The organism is Lactobacillus sp. RTP31084st1_F9_RTP31084_210423, from assembly GCF_040919545.1.
Lineage (GTDB): Bacteria > Bacillota > Bacilli > Lactobacillales > Lactobacillaceae > Lactobacillus > Lactobacillus paragasseri.
Genome location: NZ_JBCOVH010000001.1, coordinates 792,297 through 806,919, shown reverse-complemented (window position 1 = coordinate 806,919; position 14,623 = coordinate 792,297). Strand labels below are relative to the sequence as shown.

The window sequence follows — 14,623 nt, the reverse complement described above, 5'->3', positions numbered from 1 at the left end:
TTATTTCTTTTGCAGACTGGACGTCCCTAAGGAACGTTCGGTCTTTTTTTATCTACTCAGGAGGTAGGTCATATGTCTTCAAATCAAGAGTTGCTAACTTTAATTAATAATCGAATTGATAAAACTACTAAATTGATTAAAGAAGAACAAGCAGATGCTTTAATTATTTTTAATCAAGCAAATTATCGTTTCTTAACTAATTTTTCTGGTGAAGAAGCTGAGCTTATTTTGACTGCTGAAGGGGATCGTGTTTTGTTGTCTGATTCACGCTTTAAGGATCAAATTCGTCATCAAGCTCCTGGTGAAATGAAGGTCGTAATGCAGACAATGGATGTGGTTAAAGAAATTGCTAAGCAATTAAAACAATTAGATGTAAAAAATGTTTTAGTTGAAGGAGAATTTATTTCTGCAACTCAATTTGAAGCTTTGAAAGAGGCCTGTCCCGATCTTAATTTTGTCTTAAGTGCTGAATTAGTTGAAAAAGTTCGCAATGTAAAAGACGACTTAGAATTGGCTACTTTACAAAAAGCGATTGATATTTCTGCTCAAAGTTTTAAAGAGATCTTGCCTTTAATTAAACCAGGAGTTAGCGAAAGAGCTATCGGAGCTAAATTAGACTATTTGTTTAAAATGAATGGCGGAGATGGTCCTTCTTTTGAAACGATTATTGCTTCTGGATATCGTGGTAGCTGGGCACATGGCGTTGCTAGTGATAAAAAAATTCAACAAGGTGAATTGATTGTAATTGATTTTGGAAGCTTTTATCATGGTTACACTGCGGATATCACTAGAACAGTAGCTTTAGGACAAGTAGAACCAGAATTAGAAAAAATATACTATATTGTATTAGAAGCCCAAAAGCGCGGAATTGCTGCAGCAATTGCTGGAAATACTGGAAAAGATATCGATCAAGCTGCTAGAAACTATATTAAAGAGCAAGGCTATGGTGAATACTTCGGTCATGGGATTGGCCATGGAATTGGACTAGAAGTACACGAACTCTGTACGCCAGCAATGCCATATGGAAAAGAAGTTATGAAGAATAATATGGCAATTACTGTTGAGCCTGGAATTTATTTACCAGATCGCGGCGGTGTTAGAATTGAAGATGATGTGTTGATTAAGGACGATCATCCTTATGTAATGTCACAATTGCCAAAAGATGAGCTTTTAATTCTATAATTTTATCTAATTATGTGGTTAATGTTGCGAAACAATGGATAAGATTGGTAAGATAAGTAAGTGTAGAAATGAGGTAATTTTACTATGACAATGATCTCAGTTAATGAATTTAAAAATGGATTAACTATTGAATATAACAACGATTTATGGCGTATTGTTGAATTCCAACATGTTAAGCCAGGTAAAGGTAGTGCTTTCGTTCGTTCAAAGCTTAAGAGCTTAAGAACTGGTGCAGTACAAGAATACACTTTCCGTTCAACTGCTAAAGTTAATACTGCTGACATTCAAACTAAAGCTATGCAATACTTATACAATGACGGTACAAGTTTTGTATTTATGGATACTACTACTTATGAACAACTTGAAATTCCAGAAGCTCAAGTTGAAAGAGAATCTAAGTTCTTAAAAGAAAACATGGTAGTTAATGTCATTATGCACGACGGTGAAACTTTAGGTGTTGACTTACCAAACACAGTTGATCTTGAAGTTGCTGAAACTGAACCTAACATTAAAGGCGATACTTCTTCTGGTGGTGGTAAGCCTGCAACTATGGAAACAGGTTTAGTAGTTAATGTTCCATTCTTTATTAATCAAGGTGATGTATTAACTATTAATACTGCTGATGGTACTTACGTTTCTCGTGCAAATAAATAATTTTTGAGGTAAAAAATATGGCTGATAATTCAACGATTCTTTTATCAAGCAATGACAAAGGCGATGAAACCCGAGTTGATCTTGGTGTTTTAGAAGTTATTCTAGGAATTGCTGCCAGAAAAGTCGATGGCGTCAGCGAAATGCGTGGGACGCTGAAGACTGGCATTAATACTCTTTTTGGTCGTTCTAACCAAGGTAAAGGCGTTTCCTTAAGTGTTGAAGACGATAAGTTAACTGCTGATGTTTATGCTTATCTTGACTATGGCGTAAATGTGCCAAAAGTATGCGTCGAACTGCAGAAAAACTTGACTTTGCAATTGAAGCAAATGACGGATTTAGATTTAACTCAAATTAATGTTCATGTAGTTGGCCTAGTTTCAGAAACAGAAGAGACTGAATCTGAAGCAAAAGCTAACACAGAAGCACTTTTCCCAGATGATAAAGAGGACGACTAAATGACACAGCATGAGATGAGAAGAATTGCAATGCAAGCAATTTATTTGGCTAACCAAGGAAATTTAACTGATGCGGAAGAAGTTTGTCAAAAAGCACTAAAAGCTTTAGAGCTAAAGAGTTTTCCGGATTATTCTGCAGAAATAGTAAATGGTGTCTTAGCTAATAAAAAAGAGCTTGATGGGCAATTAAGTAAATACTTAAAAAAGGGTTGGCGTCTTAATAGGATTAACGAAATTGATCTGGCCATCCTTGAAGTGGCTCTTTATGAAATGCAAAATAGTAAGGCAATTGAGCCAGTAGCTGCTTTAAATGAAGCGTTAAATTTATGTGATGAATTTAGCTCTAAAGAATCCAAAAAATTTATTAATGGTCTCTTGGCCAATTTCATTAAGAAAGACTAACTAATGAGTCGGCTCGTTGAGCCGACTTTTTTTGATGAGGTGATTAGGTGAAAAAATTACTAGAAGGAAAAACTCCTGCAAATGAAATTACAGAAAATTTGAAAAAAGAAATAAAAAATTTAAAAAATGACGGAATAAATCCAACTTTATGCGTAATAGAAGTTGGAGACGATCCTGCAAGTAAAATTTATTTGCGAGTTAAAAGAAATTTAGCAAAAAAAGTAGGTATCAATGAAGTTGGATTGCATTTTCCAGCTGATACTTCTCAAGCTGAACTTCTAGGAAAGATTAAGGAACTTAATCAAGATCCAAATATTAATGGGATTATGGTTCAATTACCAGTTCCACCTCAAATTAATCCAAGAGCCATTTTTGAAACTATTGCTCCTGAAAAAGATGCTGATGGATTTTCTCCACTTAACTTAGGTCGTCTTTGGGAAGGACAGAGTGATATTATTCCAGCGACAGTTCGTAGTATTTTAACATTGATTGATTATTACGGAATTAATATGGCCGGAAAGAATACAGTGATTATTGGTCGGAGCGTGATTGTCGGTAAGCCTTTGGCTGCAGTTTTACTTGAACGAGATGCAACTGTAACCATTGCTCATTCAAAGACTAAGAATCTGGCAGACTTGACAAGAAACGCTGATGTAATCATTTCTGATGTAGGTAAAGCTCATTTAGTAACTGAAGATATGGTAAAAGACGGTGCAGTTTTGATTGATGTTGGGATGAACCGAGAAAATGGTAAATTAATGGGTGATGTAGATTTCGATACAGTAGCCCCTAAGGCTGAAGCAATTACACCGGTTCCTGGAGGAGTTGGTCCATTGACAGTTGCTAGTTTAATGAAACAAGCAGTAATTTTAACGAGGAAGCAGCATGGCAGATAATCCAGTTTATCTTTCTGTGAGTGATTTAAATTTTTATATTTCACAAAAATTTAAAAATGATCCTTATCTACATAAGGTTTTTTTACAGGGAGAGTTATCTAATTTTAGATTCAGGATGCATTCCCATCAATATTTTTCATTAAAGGACGATAAGTCTAAAATTAACGTAGTTATGTTTCGCTCTTTTTTTGAAAAATTAAAGTTTAAGCCTGAAGAGGGAATGAAAGTTTATGTAAGTGGTTATGTGGATGTTTATGGTCCGCAAGGCTCATACCAGTTTTACGCTCAAACGATGGAACCAGCTGGGTTAGGTGCTCTTTATGAACAACTAAGACAGCTACAAGAAAAACTTGCAAAAGAAGGCTTATTTAATGAAGATCATAAAAAGCGTTTGCCACTGTTTCCAGATCGTATTGCAGTTGTAACTAGTGCCTCTGGGGCAGTTATTCACGATATTATGGTTACAGCTAACCGACGGTTTCCGCATGCTGAAATTGATCTCTATCCAGCTAAAGTTCAAGGAGATGAAGCAGCTGATACTATTGTTGCTTCTCTAAAACAGATTCAAGCGCAGGGCGATAAGTATGATGTAGTTATTATTGGACGCGGTGGAGGATCATTAGAGGATCTGTGGCCTTTTAACGAAGAAAAGGTTGTACGTCAAATTTATGCAATGCAAATGCCAGTTATCAGTTCTGTGGGACATGAAACTGATACTACTTTAGCTGACCTAGTTGCAGATGCTCGTGCAGCAACTCCGACAGCTGCTGCAGAATATGCAACGCCAAATTTAGCTGATGTATTAACTAAAATTGTACAATTACGCGCTCGGCTTTATGCAGCAATGCAGGCTAATATTCGTGCTAAACGTCAGATTTTAGATCGTCTGAGGAACGCTCCAGTTCTACAAGAGCCAACTAGAATTTATGATCAACAAATTCAACAAGTTGATATGCTTACTCATCGACTCAATCAAGCAATGTCTAACCAGCTTCAGCATGATCGTTCAGGTGTACGTTTGCTTCAGGAACGGTTAAAGGCGCTTAATCCTGGTCGAAGACTAGAACAGCTAGAACGTGAACGAACTTTTATAGTTGCTAATTTATTTTCAACAATGACAACTTATCTAAAAGATCAAAGAAATAAATTAAATCGAACCATGCAGCAGTTAGATGACATTAGCCCTTTGAAGACAATTAGTCGGGGCTACGTTTATACAACGGATCAGGAGGGAAATACAGTTACTTCTGTTGATAAGTTAGAAATTGATGAAAAATTAAAGTTACATTTCAAAGATGGTCAAGTACAAGTAAATGTAGAAAATATTCGGAGAGAAAAAGATGGCAACCAAGAAAAATAATTTTGAAGAACAATTAAATGAATTACAAGAAATTGTCAATAAGCTTGAAAGTGGCAACGTTCCTCTTGAAGACGCTTTAAATGAATTTCAAGCTGGAGTTAAGTTGAGTCGTGAACTGGAAAAGAAACTTAATGATGCCGAGCAAACAGTTGCTAAGTTAGTTGATAAAGATGGAAACGAGAAGACGCTCGATCCCCAAAATGCGTCAGCTCCTGAGGAAGAATAAATGAATTTAAAAGATTTTCAAAAAATATATACACCTCAAATTGATAAATTTTTAGAGGATCACTTAGCAAGTGAAGTTGATAATCCAATTTTTAGTAAAATTATGTCATATTCAGTCATGGCTGGTGGTAAGAGATTACGACCGCTTCTTTTCTTAGCAACACTTGAAACATTAAACTATAAAATTAGTGAATCAGAATTAAGAATCGCATGCGGAATTGAATTAATACATACTTATTCACTAATTCATGATGATTTACCAGCAATGGACAATGATGATTATCGCCGCGGAAAGCTTACCTCTCATAAGAAATGGGGAGAGGCTGAAGCTATTTTAGCTGGGGATGCCTTGCTTCCATTAGGAATTCAATGGATTACAGAAGGTAGTAATTCAGCGGCCTTGGCTATTATAATCTCACAAGCTGTTGGTCCAAACGGAATGGTAGGCGGACAATATCTTGATATTGATTCAACTAATAATGATTTAGTTAAAGAAAACGTCAAAGTTATTGATCAAATGGAGTGGTTAAAGACAGGTTGCTTAATTGAAGCTAGTGTTAAAATGGCAGCTGTTTATGCTGGTGCAAGCACTGATCAAGTTGATCGCCTAGATAATTTTAGTAAACAGTTTGGTAGATCTTATCAAATTTATGATGATTTAGTTGACGTAGTTGAAACAGAGCAAGAAGCAGGTAAAGCTACGCACAAAGATGCAGATGAAGGTAAAAACAATACCTTAACTTTACTTGGAATTGAAGCTAGTCGTAAGCAGCTTTTAAAAATGATTGAAACGGGAAAAGAAGCTGTAAAAATCTTTAAGCAGCCTTTGTTAGGCGATTTTTTTAATTTATATCAGAAGGTATTATAGTAAATGGCTAAAAAGCGTGCAGATGTTTTATTATTTGAACAAGGCCTTTTTAATTCTCGCAGCCAAGCGCAACGAGCTATTATGGCGGGCTTAGTTAATGACCATAATCATCAAAAAATTGACAAAAGTGGTGAAAAATTTCCTGAAGGTGAGATTTTTCATATTAAAGATGATGGCAAAAAATATGTTTCTCGTGGTGGATTTAAATTAGAAAAGGCTTTGCAAGTATTTAATATTAACTTGAAAGATAAGATTTGTCTTGATATTGGTGCTTCAACGGGTGGATTTACTGATGTTGCCTTGCAAAATGGTGCTAAGTTAGTTTATGCCCTTGATGTTGGTTATAATCAACTTGCTTGGAAATTACGCGACAACCCGCAAGTTATAGTTATGGAAAAACAAAATTTCCGCTATAGTAAGCCTGCTGATTTTACTGATGGGCTTCCCGATTTTGCAATGACAGATGTGTCATTTATATCGTTAGATTTAATCATGCCGCCAATGTATGAAATTTTAAAAGATCAGTGTGATGCTGTTTGCTTAATTAAACCCCAATTTGAAGCTGGTCCTGAAAATGTGGGCAAACATGGAATTGTTCATGATCACGATGTTCACGCTAATGTCATTAAGCATACAATGCAAATGGCTCAAAAGATTGGATTTAATATTCTTGGAGTAGATTATTCACCAATTAAGGGTGGCAAGGGAAATATTGAGTTTTTGATCCATTTAGGTAAAGATTTAGCAAATCCTGGACAAGATTTGTGGCAAGGAAGTCCAGTTGATGTGGTTCAACGTGCAGTTAGTGGCCTTTAGGTGAGAAAAAATGTTAGTTGAATTAGATATTAAAAACTTTGCAATTATTAAGACGCTTAAAGTTCGTTTTCAAGAAAAAATGACTGTTTTAATTGGAGAAACAGGTGCAGGAAAGTCAATTATTATTGATGCAGTTTCCCTCTTACTGGGAAGTCGAGCACAAAATGAAATGATTCGCTCTGGTGAAAAAAAAGCAGTTATCACGGGCTTATTTGTGCTGAGCGAGCAAAAAGAGTTAATTGAAAAATTATGTGAAAAATATGGTCTTCCATTTGAAGATGATCAATTAATAATTAGTCGAGAGTTAACGCATAAGGGTAGAAATGTAGTTAGAATTAATGGTCAGCTAACAACAATTAATGTACTACGAGAAATCGGTAAAAATCTGGTTGATATTCATGGCCAAAATGATCAACAAATTTTAATGGATCCAGATCGGCAAATTGACTTAATTGATAATTATGCCAAACCTAAATTTAAGGATGAATTAGAAGATTATGCGGCTGATTTTGAAAGATGGCGTCATCTTACTTCACAATTGCGTAAATTAAGAGAAGATGCGCAAGAAATTGCTCAGAAGCAAGATATTTTAGAATTTCAAAATAATGAACTTGAGAGTGCTGATTTAACTGATCCAGATGAGGACGAAAAGTTAGAAGAAGAATTTAATGAATTAAATAATTATCAAAAAATTGCTGATACAGCCAATTATTTTATGCAATTATATGACGATGACGAGCATGGTCTAGCTACTTTACTTGGGGATGCACAAAATGCAGCAGAAGATTTAAGCAATTATGGTAAAAAATTTGAAAATTTTGCTACTAGTTTTAATGATGGAGTTTATTCGTTAAATGACGCTCGTAGTGAATTGTCTTCTCTAATGGATCAGATGGATTTTGATGAAGAGCGCTATCAATATGTTTCTAGCCGCTTAGATACTCTAAATACTCTTAAGAAAAAATATGGACCAACTCTAGAAGATGTTTTTAAATTTGCCCAGAAGGTTAAGAGCGAACTTGGTAAATTTGAAACTGGAGATTTGGACGAAGAAAAAATTCAAAAACAATTAGCTGATGTTGAAAATAAACTCAGCAGGAAGGCAAAAAGACTACATAAGCAAAGAGAACAAACTGCTCGTGAGCTGGAGGAAAAGATAAAAAAAGAATTAGCTGATCTTTATATGGAAAAAGCTCGTTTTTCTATTCGAATTAATGAGACTGATTCTTTTACAAAATTAGGAACAGATCAAGTGATTTTTATGATTGCGCCAAACCCTGGTGAGTCCTTGATGCCTTTAGTCAAGATAGTATCTGGCGGGGAGCAGTCACGCTTAATTTTAGCTTTAAAAGCGATCTTTAGTCGCGTAGAACCAGTTGGAACGATGATTTTTGACGAAATTGATACTGGTGTTTCTGGACGTGTTTCAGCAGCTATTGGTAAAAAAATGCATGCAATTGGTCAAGAAAAACAAGTTATTACGATAACTCACTCACCGCAAGTTGCTGCTGCTGGTGATCAACGATATTCTGTTGTAAAACAAGTTAAAGATGGAGCTACTTATACTCAAGTTGGACCTCTTACTCAAGAAGAAGCAATTACGGCAATTGCTCAAATGATGGCAGGCTCTGATGTAACTGATGCTGCTAAAAGAAATGCTGCTGATTTGATGGAAAGCTTTAAAAAATAAAATAAAGGACTTCTTGTAATGATGATTTAAAATTGCATCACTTTAAGAAGTCCTTTATTTTTATGCTGTTTCAACATTAAAGATATCATTTAAGTCAATAATTCTAATTATATTATTATCATAACTATCTAGTACAAAACGTCCAGCTGATGTTCGTTTAATTAGCTGTCCAATTTCCGTTTTTCCATTTTGGTAGGTGAGTAAGATGTATTCTTTATGAAAGAGCGCATGCTCTAAAATTCTAATAATTTTACCTGGATCTTGTGCAAAAGTAGTAAGCTTATTAATATTATAGTTAAAGAAATAATTATAGATTTTTTTGCTATAATTATTAAGTGATTTCAATAAATTCATATCTCATTCCTCGTATATCCCGAACTTGTGTTTGCACTATGTATTATACGAACAAATGTTTTTAATTGCAAGCAGAATTTATATCTCTTTGCGAAACTCTTGAAATTGTTCGCTTTTTAGTGCAATATATTCTTGTTACTATAATTTTTAGGAGCAAAAATGGCACATCAAGGTTTATTATTAGTTCTATCTGGTCCTTCAGGTGTTGGTAAGGGGACCGTTAAAAGTGCAATGGTTAAGCAAAAAGCTTTTTCATTTGAATATTCTGTTTCAATGACGACTCGTAAGCCTCGTCCAGGTGAAGTTGATGGCAAGGATTACTATTTTGTTTCGGAAGATCGTTTTCAAGAGGCGATTAGAGATAACGAACTTTTGGAATATAATGAATATGTAGGTAATCACTATGGCACTCCTCTTGCACCTGTTCAAAAGATGCTTAAAGAAGGCAAAGATGTTTTACTCGAAATTGATGTTAATGGAGCAAAACAAGTGCGTAAGTTGATGCCCGATGGTGTTTTTATCTTTTTAACACCACCAGATTTGCACGAATTAAAGCATCGAATTGTTAACCGCGGAACCGATTCTGATAAGGTAATTGCAATGAGAATGAAGCAGGCACGTAAAGAGATCTTAATGATGGAAGACTATGATTATGCTGTAGTTAATGATACTGTGGCTAATGCAGTTGATCATATTAAATCTATTGTTGAAGCAGAACACGTGCGTGTACCGCGAGTAATTAATGATTATAGAAATATGGTTAAGGAGGATTAACAGATGAAAATTACATATCCATCTATTGATAAATTGCTGTCACGAGTAAATTCTCGTTATTCTCTTTCAGTTTTAGCTGCTAAAAGAGCTCACGAAATTCAAGCCGGAGCACCGTTAGCTTTAAAGCATTATAAGTCTGACAAAGCAGTTGGCAAGGCGCTTGAAGAAATTGCTGCTGGTAAAGTTACAATTGATCCTGAGCATCGTGAAGATATTGGCTAGAATTTTTTCCTTCATTGTTAAGCAATGAAGGTTTTTTAGTAGGTGATAAGTTAGATGATTGCACAAGTTATTGTAGATGTGGCTGCTAAGCAAACTGATCGCGTGTTTGAATATCATATTCCTCAAGAACTAACTGATGTAGCTGTTGGCTCAAGAGTGGTCGTTCCCTTTGGGAGGCGAAAAGTACAAGGCTTTGTTGTTGGTATCAGTAAAACAACTTCTTATTCAGGAAAATTGAGAGATTTACTTGTTGTAGTTGATGAATTGCCACCTCTTACTCCAGAATTAGTTGCTTTGTCTAAAACTTTAGCCGATAAAATTTTTGCCTACCGAATTACAATCTTGCAATCGATGTTGCCAAGGGTAATGAGGGCAAATTATCGAAAAATTTTAGTTCCAATTACTGAAGAAGCAAAAAAGCTTAAAATTTTTAAAGGTGAGCCACTTGATTTAAATGAAGTTTCAAATCTTAATACTATTGTAGAAATTAGAAAGTTAATTAAAAATAATCAGGCTAAGATTGAATACCTAGTTGAAAACAAAGCCAAGAAAAAACAGGCTGCAATCTATCTTTTAACGAAAACTAAAGTTGAATACCAAGAGATTTTAAAAGGATTAAGAAAAACCGCTAAAAAGCAGCAAGCTTTATTGGATAATATCGTAAAAAAATATCATGAATATCCAAAATTAGGTTCAAAAATAGTGTCTGAACTGGATGTGTCAAGTTCTGTTCTAAGAACCGCTGTAAAAAAAGGCTGGCTTGTAAAAAAAGAGCAAGAAATATATCGTGATCCGTTAAAAGACTTTGAGTCTAGGAAACAGAAAAATCACATTAAGTTAAATTCAGAACAAACGCATGCTTTAAATTCAATTGGAAAAAGTATTCAAAAAAAAGAAGCTAAAACTTTTCTTCTTGAAGGAATTACTGGTAGTGGTAAGACAGAAGTATACCTTCATGCAATTAGTATCGCACTTGAGCAGAAAAGAAATGCTTTAATGTTAGTTCCAGAAATTTCTTTGACACCGCAAATGGTTAAGCAAGTAAAAGAACGTTTTGGAGATAATGTTGCAGTTTTGCATAGTGGCTTATCTGAAGGAGAAAAATATGATGAGTGGCGCAGAATTCGTCGTGGAGAAGCTCAAGTTGTAGTCGGAGCAAGAAGTGCGATTTTTGCTCCTTTAAAAAATATTGGCTTAATAGTAATTGATGAAGAACATGAATCTTCCTATAAACAAAATGATACTCCTCGTTATCATGCTAGAGATGTTGCTTTATTGAGAAGTAAATTCCATAAATGCCCAGTTGTTTTAGGGAGTGCTACGCCTTCCTTAGCAAGTCGTGCAAGAGCTCAAAAAGGAAGATATGAATTATTGCTTTTAACTAAACGTGCTAATCAAAAATCTTTGCCTAAAGTTGATTTAATTGATTTAAAAACAGTCGAATTTGCTGGAGCTCAGTTTGATTTATCGATTCCTTTAGTGGATGCAATCAAAGAAAAAATAGCTAAAAAAGAACAGGTAATTTTACTTCTTAATCGTCGAGGCTTCGCTAGTTTTATGCTTTGTCGCAATTGTGGCTTTGTCCTAAAATGCCCAAACTGTGACATTTCATTAACCCTCCATAAAGATACCCAACAGATGCAGTGTCATTATTGCGGACATAAAGAACCGATTCCAAGAAAATGTCCAAAGTGTCAAAGTGAAAAAATAAGATTTTTAGGTACTGGAACACAAAAAGTACAAGAAGAACTTGAAAAATTACTACCCGAAGCAAAAATTTTAAGAATGGATGTTGATACGACTAGACGTAAGGGAAGTTATAAAAAAATCTTAGATAGTTTTGGCGATCATAAAGCTGATATTTTATTAGGGACACAGATGATCGCAAAGGGATTGGATTTTCCCAATGTAACTTTAGTTGGTGTAATTAATGCTGATACTGCCCTCTCACTACCAGATTTTAATTCTGCAGAAAAAACTTTTGATCTGCTAACGCAAGTATCAGGAAGAGCTGGAAGAGCAGAAAAAACTGGCAGGGTAATGATTCAAACTTATAATCCTGATAATTATGCGATAAAATTAGCACAAAGTCAGGATTATGAGAGTTTTTACCAAAAAGAAATGCAGGTTAGATTTCAAGGCAACTATCCGCCTTTCTTCTATACCACACTAATTATGATTACATCAAAGAATGAGCAATCGGCTGCTAAAGAAGCATTTGTGATTAAAAGAAAGTTGATGCGGCATCTACATGCTCCAACAATTATTTTGGGACCGACTCCAAGTAGCGTAGCAAAAATTAAAAATCAATATTATTACCAAATCTTGGTAAAATATAAATATGAGCCTAAATTGCATGATTTGCTTCATCAAATTCAGGATGATGCACAATTAGCGCAAAAACGTGGTTTAAATATATATATTGATAATGAGCCAGAAAGAATAATGTAGTTAAGAAGGAAGTTGAATCTATGTCATCAGTTATTTTTTTAGGAACGCCAAATTTTGGTAGTGTTGTTTTGCAAGGTTTAATTGATCAAGGATATGATGTTAAGGCTGTAGTTACTCAGCCTGATAAACGAGTAGGACGTAAGCAAGTAGTTCATCAATCTGCTGTTAAGCAAACTGCGCTAAAACATAATCTTCCTGTTTATCAGCCAGCTAAGTTATCTGGATCAGATGAGCTTGCAGAATTAATGAAGATTGAACCAGACTTTATTGTAACTGCAGCTTATGGACAATTTTTACCAACTAAATTTTTGAAGTCTGCTAAGATTGCACCGGTTAATGTCCATGGTTCACTCTTGCCAAAATATCGTGGTGGTGCACCGATTCAGTACTCCGTTTTAAATGGAGATAAGGAAACCGGAATTACCATAATGGAAATGGTTAAGAAAATGGATGCAGGAGATATTTTCTCTCAAAAAGCTTTACCAATTGAAGCTGACGATACCAGTGGTACTTTATTTGATAAGTTAAGTATTTTAGGTAGAGATTTACTGCTAGAAACCCTGCCAAAATTTATTGATGGAACAATTACACGGACTCCTCAAAATGAAGCTAAGGTAGTTTTTTCACCAAATATTTCTAAAGAACAAGAGCAAATTAAATTATCAATGACGGCTGAGCAAGCTAATAATTTGATTCGCGCCCTTAATCCTGATCCAGGCGCATACTTAATGCTTGATGGCAAGAGATTTAAGATTTGGAAGGCAAAACCTTTAGCTGAGAAAACAAGTTTTCCTGCTGGAACTTTAGTTACTAATAAAAAGAGATTTGTAATTAGCATGGCTAATGGAAGTGAATTAGAACTACTTGAAGTTCAACCAACTGGCAAGAAAAAAATGAATATTAAGGACTACTTAAACGGTCAAGGCAGTCATTTTACAAGTGGAGAAAAGATAATTGATGAGTAATGCGAGAACAGTTGCTTTAGAAACTTTGATTAAGGTTTTTAATCAAAAGAGCTATTCTAATATTGCTTTAAATAATGAACTAGTAAAATATGAGTTAAAGCCAGCTGATAAGGCTTTAGCAACAAGAATTGTTTATGGAACTATTCAATATAAAATATTTTTAGAATATCAATTAAAACCGCTGATTAAGACCAAATTACGCGATAAATTTTTAATGCCATTACTTTTAATGTCTGCATACCAATATTTTTTCCTAGAAAAAGTACCAGCAAATGCAATCTTTGATGAAGCAAATAAATTAGCTAAAAAATTTAGTAAGAAAAATAGTGGTAGCTATAAACTAGTTAATGGAATTTTACGTGCTTTAGAGCGCCAAGGAAAAGTTTTACCATCGTCTGATAATTTAGTTGATTATTTGAGTATCAAAGAAAGCTTTCCTAAGTGGTTGGTAGAATATTTATTGGATCATTTTGGTGAAGATCAGACTAAAGAAATTTTGGTGCGAAGTAATCAACCAGCAGCTAACTCAATCAGAATGGCTGCAGGGAAAGGGAAGTTCGAAGAAATTAAAACCGCATTGAGAAAAGACGGTTTTGATTTTAAAGAATCTTGTTTAACAGGGCATAATTTGAACCTAAGTAAAGGCGGAGTAGCACAAACCAGCTTGTTTAAGGACGGAAAAATTACTATTCAAGATGCGGCAGCTTCACTTGCTGTAGATGCTTTTAATTTTACTGGGAATGAACAGGTTTTAGATGCATGTAGTGCTCCTGGAGGAAAGACTGTTCAAATTGCAGAAAAATTAACAAATGGTAGCGTAATTGCTTTAGATATTCATGAAAATAAACTAAGGCTTGTCAAAAATGCTGCCAAAAGACTTCATGTTAGTGATAAAGTAAAAACAAAGGCTTTGGATGCCAGAAAAGCTCAAGAATATTTTACTGCAGGACAATTTGATAAAATCTTAGTAGATGCTCCTTGTTCTGGTCTCGGTTTAATAAGACGTAAGCCAGAGATTAGATATGAAAAGTCACTAGATGATATTAAAAATTTAGCTAGAATTCAGCTGTCTATCTTAGAAAATATTAGTGGACTTTTAGCTCCAAGTGGAGAGTTGGTTTATTCAACTTGCACGATTAGCCTTGAAGAAGATGAGGGAGTAGTTAATCAATTTTTGAAACTGCACCCTGAATTTGATTTAGTTCCAGTTCAGGTAGGAAAGCTTCCAAAACAGAACATGGTAAGAATTTTTCCTAGTGTAGATGGCAGTGATGGATTTTTTATTGCAAAATTAAAAAAACGAGGGTAA

General features: G+C 34.7%; 16 protein-coding genes. 15 read left to right on the top strand and 1 reads right to left on the bottom strand.

All coding sequences use genetic code 11. The annotated features are described in order from the left end of the window. Positions 1-72 precede the first annotated feature (72 nt). The 10 genes from AB5359_RS03970 (at position 73) to recN (ending at position 8,548) form a co-directional block, all read left to right on the top strand. Complete coding sequence (locus AB5359_RS03970; RefSeq protein ID WP_020806955.1) at positions 73-1,182, top strand: aminopeptidase P family protein; 1,110 nt, start codon at positions 73-75, stop codon at positions 1,180-1,182. Between the two features lie 84 nt (positions 1,183-1,266). After that, complete coding sequence (efp, locus tag AB5359_RS03965; RefSeq protein WP_003647540.1) at positions 1,267-1,836, top strand: elongation factor P; 570 nt, start codon at positions 1,267-1,269, stop codon at positions 1,834-1,836. A gap of 17 nt (positions 1,837-1,853) precedes the next feature. Beyond that, positions 1,854-2,291 (top strand): Asp23/Gls24 family envelope stress response protein, encoded by a 438-nt coding sequence (locus AB5359_RS03960; protein ID WP_048686712.1) that lies wholly within the window; start codon positions 1,854-1,856, stop codon positions 2,289-2,291. Next, complete coding sequence (nusB, locus tag AB5359_RS03955; protein WP_048686714.1) at positions 2,292-2,693, top strand: transcription antitermination factor NusB; 402 nt, start codon at positions 2,292-2,294, stop codon at positions 2,691-2,693. It abuts the gene before it with no gap. 47 nt (positions 2,694-2,740) lie between these two features. Continuing rightward, the gene (locus tag AB5359_RS03950; RefSeq protein ID WP_003649082.1) at positions 2,741-3,589 is read left to right on the top strand and encodes a bifunctional methylenetetrahydrofolate dehydrogenase/methenyltetrahydrofolate cyclohydrolase; all 849 of its coding nucleotides are present in this window, start codon (positions 2,741-2,743) and stop codon (positions 3,587-3,589) included. Next, positions 3,579-4,949 (top strand): exodeoxyribonuclease VII large subunit, encoded by a 1,371-nt coding sequence (gene xseA, locus AB5359_RS03945; RefSeq protein WP_003649081.1) that lies wholly within the window; start codon positions 3,579-3,581, stop codon positions 4,947-4,949. The genes AB5359_RS03950 and xseA overlap by 11 nt, the downstream gene beginning before the upstream one ends. Continuing rightward, the gene (locus AB5359_RS03940; RefSeq protein WP_003647535.1) at positions 4,930-5,175 is read left to right on the top strand and encodes an exodeoxyribonuclease VII small subunit; all 246 of its coding nucleotides are present in this window, start codon (positions 4,930-4,932) and stop codon (positions 5,173-5,175) included. Before xseA ends, AB5359_RS03940 begins: the two co-directional genes overlap by 20 nt. Further along, entirely contained in the window at positions 5,176-6,042 is an 867-nt protein-coding gene (locus AB5359_RS03935) for a polyprenyl synthetase family protein (RefSeq protein ID WP_003649080.1), read from the top strand. A 3-nt stretch (positions 6,043-6,045) separates the two neighbouring features. Next, positions 6,046-6,858 carry a TlyA family RNA methyltransferase gene (locus AB5359_RS03930; protein ID WP_048686720.1) on the top strand — a complete coding sequence of 271 codons (813 nt, stop codon included), beginning with the start codon at positions 6,046-6,048 and terminating at the stop codon, positions 6,856-6,858. A gap of 10 nt (positions 6,859-6,868) precedes the next feature. Beyond that, positions 6,869-8,548, top strand: a complete 1,680-nt coding sequence (recN, locus tag AB5359_RS03925) for a DNA repair protein RecN (protein WP_048686722.1) — start codon at positions 6,869-6,871, stop codon at positions 8,546-8,548. 60 nt (positions 8,549-8,608) lie between these two features. On the opposite strand, the gene AB5359_RS03920 is transcribed toward recN, so the two are convergent. Further along, complete coding sequence (locus AB5359_RS03920) at positions 8,609-8,902, bottom strand: hypothetical protein (protein WP_048686725.1); 294 nt, start codon at positions 8,900-8,902, stop codon at positions 8,609-8,611. A gap of 159 nt (positions 8,903-9,061) precedes the next feature. Here AB5359_RS03920 and gmk point away from each other — a divergent pair, with 159 nt between their 5' ends. The 5 genes from gmk to rsmB are packed head-to-tail and all read left to right on the top strand — an operon-like array spanning position 9,062 to position 14,623. After that, entirely contained in the window at positions 9,062-9,676 is a 615-nt protein-coding gene (gmk, locus tag AB5359_RS03915; protein ID WP_003649076.1) for a guanylate kinase, read from the top strand. 3 nt (positions 9,677-9,679) lie between these two features. Next, positions 9,680-9,898 (top strand): DNA-directed RNA polymerase subunit omega, encoded by a 219-nt coding sequence (gene rpoZ / locus AB5359_RS03910; protein WP_003647530.1) that lies wholly within the window; start codon positions 9,680-9,682, stop codon positions 9,896-9,898. Positions 9,899-9,952: 54 nt separating this feature from the next. After that, on the top strand, positions 9,953-12,349 hold the full coding sequence (gene priA, locus AB5359_RS03905; RefSeq protein WP_048686728.1) for a primosomal protein N': 2,397 nt from the start codon (positions 9,953-9,955) through the stop codon (positions 12,347-12,349). Positions 12,350-12,369: 20 nt separating this feature from the next. Beyond that, positions 12,370-13,314, top strand: a complete 945-nt coding sequence (fmt, locus tag AB5359_RS03900; RefSeq protein WP_003649074.1) for a methionyl-tRNA formyltransferase — start codon at positions 12,370-12,372, stop codon at positions 13,312-13,314. Then, on the top strand, positions 13,307-14,623 hold the full coding sequence (gene rsmB, locus AB5359_RS03895) for a 16S rRNA (cytosine(967)-C(5))-methyltransferase RsmB (RefSeq protein ID WP_048686730.1): 1,317 nt from the start codon (positions 13,307-13,309) through the stop codon (positions 14,621-14,623). The genes fmt and rsmB overlap by 8 nt, the downstream gene beginning before the upstream one ends.

What these genes read in the sequence shown, in the direction of transcription:
- efp (WP_003647540.1), top strand. Translation starts at nt 1,267, where the DNA reads ATGACAATGATCTCAGTTAATGAATTTAAAAATGGATTAACTATTGAA.
- AB5359_RS03960 (WP_048686712.1), top strand. Translation starts at nt 1,854, where the DNA reads ATGGCTGATAATTCAACGATTCTTTTATCAAGCAATGACAAAGGCGAT.
- nusB (WP_048686714.1), top strand. Translation starts at nt 2,292, where the DNA reads ATGACACAGCATGAGATGAGAAGAATTGCAATGCAAGCAATTTATTTG.
- xseA (WP_003649081.1), top strand. Translation starts at nt 3,579, where the DNA reads ATGGCAGATAATCCAGTTTATCTTTCTGTGAGTGATTTAAATTTTTAT.
- recN (WP_048686722.1), top strand. Translation starts at nt 6,869, where the DNA reads ATGTTAGTTGAATTAGATATTAAAAACTTTGCAATTATTAAGACGCTT.
- gmk (WP_003649076.1), top strand. Translation starts at nt 9,062, where the DNA reads ATGGCACATCAAGGTTTATTATTAGTTCTATCTGGTCCTTCAGGTGTT.
- rpoZ (WP_003647530.1), top strand. Translation starts at nt 9,680, where the DNA reads ATGAAAATTACATATCCATCTATTGATAAATTGCTGTCACGAGTAAAT.
- AB5359_RS03935 (WP_003649080.1), top strand. Translation starts at nt 5,176, where the DNA reads ATGAATTTAAAAGATTTTCAAAAAATATATACACCTCAAATTGATAAA.
- fmt (WP_003649074.1), top strand. Translation starts at nt 12,370, where the DNA reads ATGTCATCAGTTATTTTTTTAGGAACGCCAAATTTTGGTAGTGTTGTT.
- AB5359_RS03970 (WP_020806955.1), top strand. Translation starts at nt 73, where the DNA reads ATGTCTTCAAATCAAGAGTTGCTAACTTTAATTAATAATCGAATTGAT.
- AB5359_RS03920 (WP_048686725.1), bottom strand. Translation starts at nt 8,902, where the DNA reads ATGAATTTATTGAAATCACTTAATAATTATAGCAAAAAAATCTATAAT.
- priA (WP_048686728.1), top strand. Translation starts at nt 9,953, where the DNA reads ATGATTGCACAAGTTATTGTAGATGTGGCTGCTAAGCAAACTGATCGC.
- AB5359_RS03940 (WP_003647535.1), top strand. Translation starts at nt 4,930, where the DNA reads ATGGCAACCAAGAAAAATAATTTTGAAGAACAATTAAATGAATTACAA.
- rsmB (WP_048686730.1), top strand. Translation starts at nt 13,307, where the DNA reads ATGAGTAATGCGAGAACAGTTGCTTTAGAAACTTTGATTAAGGTTTTT.
- AB5359_RS03930 (WP_048686720.1), top strand. Translation starts at nt 6,046, where the DNA reads ATGGCTAAAAAGCGTGCAGATGTTTTATTATTTGAACAAGGCCTTTTT.